Below are 2,777 nucleotides of genomic sequence, written 5' to 3'. Positions count from 1 at the left end.
CTTCAATCGAATGAAGCACTTCCGACGCATCGCCACCCGCTTCGACAAGCTCTCGCGCAACTACCTCGCTGCCCTACACCTTGTCGGGTCAAGGCTATGGCTGCGGCATTATGAGTCCGTGACCTAGCCGGGCGGGGGCGCCATGTGGGCGTCGACCTCGGCCTGGGACAGCAGGTGCAGGGCGCAGCGCTCGTCATTGATGCCGTAAGACAGCAGCCAGCCCGCCGGCAGCCGCAGCGCGCCACAGACATAGATGATGCGGCCGGCCAGCGGGTTCAGCGGCGGATACCGCGTCCCGCCGCCGAAGGGATTGGGCAGCGCCAGGGGCCGGAGGGCCGCGCGCCGCGGCCCGGCCTGCGGGCCGGCGGCGAAGCTGTGCACCGCCGCCTCGTAATGCCGCAGCCGCTTCGTCTCCTGCGTCACCGCATGGCAGAAGCTGTAATACTCGCCCTCGAACAGCACCGGCGCCGCGCCGCCGCGCAGCACCCCCAGCCCCGGCGCTGCCGGCGGCCCAGGCAGCGTCAGCACCTCGGCGAAGACCAGCTCCTCCTCGCCCATGGCCCCGGCCTGCAGCAGGGTGAAGGGATCGGCGGCATAGAGCGCGCGGATCCCCTCCTCGAAGAACAGCCCCCAGTTCTTCTCGATCATCTGCCGCCCGCCGGCCCGGGTCAGCAGCTTCGGCCGGCCGAGCGGCGCCAGCGTCGCCGGGTCGAGCTCGAGGATGAACTGGTTGTTGTGCGGCCGCTTGTAGCCGTCGTTCCAATAGAGCCAGGCGCGGCCGTCGAGCTGGAAGAAGCGCGGGTCGGCCTGCCAGGCCCGCGTCGCCTCGGTGAAGCGCCCGGCCGCCAGCAGCGGCTCCGGTTGGAACGGCGTCACGCTGCCGGGCACGGGCTCGAGCCCGGCATCCAGCCGGCACAGCGCGATCTTCCGCCCCAGCGCCGCCGAGACCACGCGATAGGCCATGACGAAGCCGCCCCCCGGCCCGGGCAGCAGGGTCGGGTTGAACACCCGGAACCCGTCCGAGCGGTGTTCTCGCCAGGCTTCCGGCACCAGCGCCTCGTTGTCGAAGATCCGGGTCGCCCCGGCCACCAGCGCCATGCCGGTCAGGCCCCGGCGGCCGGCTGCCGCGCATAGGGGGCGACCCGCAGCAGCGGGTCCAGGTCCAGCCCCGCGAAGGCGCGGTCGGGGCGGGTGCGGTCGAAGGCGCGGGCCGCCTCGGGGAAGCTCCGGTGGAAGGCCAGCTCCAGCCCGGCGGCGCTGGTCAGGTCGCGCCACTTGAAGGGCACGTTGATGCCGCTGCCCGCCCAGAAGGCGAAGGGCGTGCCATAGGCCAGCGCCACCACCGCCGCATGCATGGCGTTCGCCATGACGAAGCGCGCCGAGGCGATGGCGTCGATGAAGCTTTCGCAGGCCTCGGCGGTGTTGGGGGTGTCGGCGCGGCGCACCAGATGCGGCGGGCAGCCCTCCAGGTCCTGCGCCGTCGGGTCATCGTGATGCACATGCGGCACCCACAACACCTTGCCGGCCGCCACCGGGTCATGCTGCGGCCGGTAGCAGCGCGGCAGCAGCAGCGCCGGGTCGCCCAGCGGCGTGTCGCGCGGCAGCCCCAGCGCGTCCCGGCTGAGCGCGCCGCGGATGCCGAGGAAGGTGCAGCGCTGCCGCAGCGCCGCCGGCAGCGGCTGGTCATCCTTCTTGCCACATCCCCAGAACAGCGCCTGCCTGGCTTCGGCCTGCACGGCCTCGATCCGCCGCTCGGTGACGACGCTGCCCAGCAGGTGCAGCACATGCCGCGGGTAGTGGCATTCGCCGGCGAAGAACCGCTTCAGGAAGACCAGGGCCAGGGCGTCGCCGAAATTGCCGATCTCGCGCTCCTGGCGCCAGAAGAACAGGGGGGGCTCAGTCATGCAGCACGAAAAGTCCAGGAACGAGGGAAGGGCACGCGGGGTCGGCGGCTGCCAGAAACCTTGACGTTCTTCGCACATCGGGCGACCTAGGTCCCTCACGTTCCCGAGGGTGCCCATGCTCACGCGCCGCCTTGCCCTGGCCGCAGGCCTCGCCTTGCCGGCAGCCGCGCGCGCCCAGGCAACGCCGCTGCGCATCATCATCCCGGCGCCCCCCGGCGGCTCCACCGATATCCTGGCGCGCGCCCTCGGCGAGCGGGCCGCCGCCGCCCTGGGCCAGCCGGTCGCCATCGACAACCGCGCCGGCGCCGGCGGCGTGGTCGGCGCCGATGCCGCGGCCAAGGCGGCGCCGGACGGCAACACCCTGGTGCTCGGCCACAACCAGACCCATGCCAGCAACCAGGCGATGATGCCCCGCCTGCCCTACCAGGTGATCGACAGCTTCACCCCCGTCGCCCGCCTGGCCACCGTCCCGCACGCGCTGGTGGTGGCGAAGGACGCGCCGGATGCGACGCTGGCGGCGCTGATCGCCCGCGGCCGCGGCGGGGCGACGCTGACCTACGCCTCCTCCCAGGCGGGCTCGGCCAGCCATATCCTGGGCGAGGCCCTGGTCCGCCGCGCCGGGCTGAAGGCGCAGCACGCCCCCTATCGCGGCGCCGGCGCGGCCGCCGACGACACCGCCGCCGGCTATGTCGATTTCTACGTGGCGACCTACCCTTCCGTCGCGCCGCTGGTGCGCGAGGGCAAGCTGCGGGTGCTGGCCATCGGCACGCCCGAGCGCCTGGCCGAGATCGCCGAGGTCCCGACCGCCGAGGAGGCCGGCGCCCCCTACCTGGCGGTGGACGCCTGGTTCGGCCTGTTCGCCCCCGCCCGCAC

General features: G+C 73.1%; 3 protein-coding genes and 1 pseudogene. 2 read left to right on the top strand and 2 right to left on the bottom strand.

Annotated features, from left to right (window positions below):
* A pseudogene (locus tag GVN67_RS28650) lies at positions 1-127 on the top strand (IS5/IS1182 family transposase); the annotation flags it as partial.
* On the opposite strand, the gene GVN67_RS28645 reads toward GVN67_RS28650, so the two are convergent.
* Together GVN67_RS28645 and GVN67_RS28640 are read right to left on the bottom strand one after the other, a co-directional pair.
* Entirely contained in the window at positions 124-1,098 is a 975-nt protein-coding gene (locus tag GVN67_RS28645) for a hypothetical protein (protein ID WP_160000706.1), read from the bottom strand. The pseudogene GVN67_RS28650 and the gene GVN67_RS28645 overlap by 4 nt on opposite strands.
* Positions 1,099-1,103: 5 nt before the next feature.
* Positions 1,104-1,904, bottom strand: coding sequence for a polysaccharide pyruvyl transferase family protein (locus tag GVN67_RS28640; RefSeq protein ID WP_160000705.1), 801 nt, complete (start codon positions 1,902-1,904; stop codon positions 1,104-1,106).
* Positions 1,905-2,019: 115 nt separating this feature from the next.
* On the opposite strand from GVN67_RS28640, the gene GVN67_RS28635 reads away from it, so the two are divergent.
* Positions 2,020-2,777, top strand: a 758-nt coding sequence (locus tag GVN67_RS28635) for a tripartite tricarboxylate transporter substrate binding protein (protein WP_160000704.1), incomplete at its 3' end; no start/stop codon positions are given.

It is taken from the genome of Roseomonas sp. 18066 (assembly GCF_902706185.1).
Classification (GTDB): Bacteria; Pseudomonadota; Alphaproteobacteria; order Acetobacterales; family Acetobacteraceae; genus Pseudoroseomonas.
This window is presented reverse-complemented; position numbering and strand designations above follow the sequence as displayed.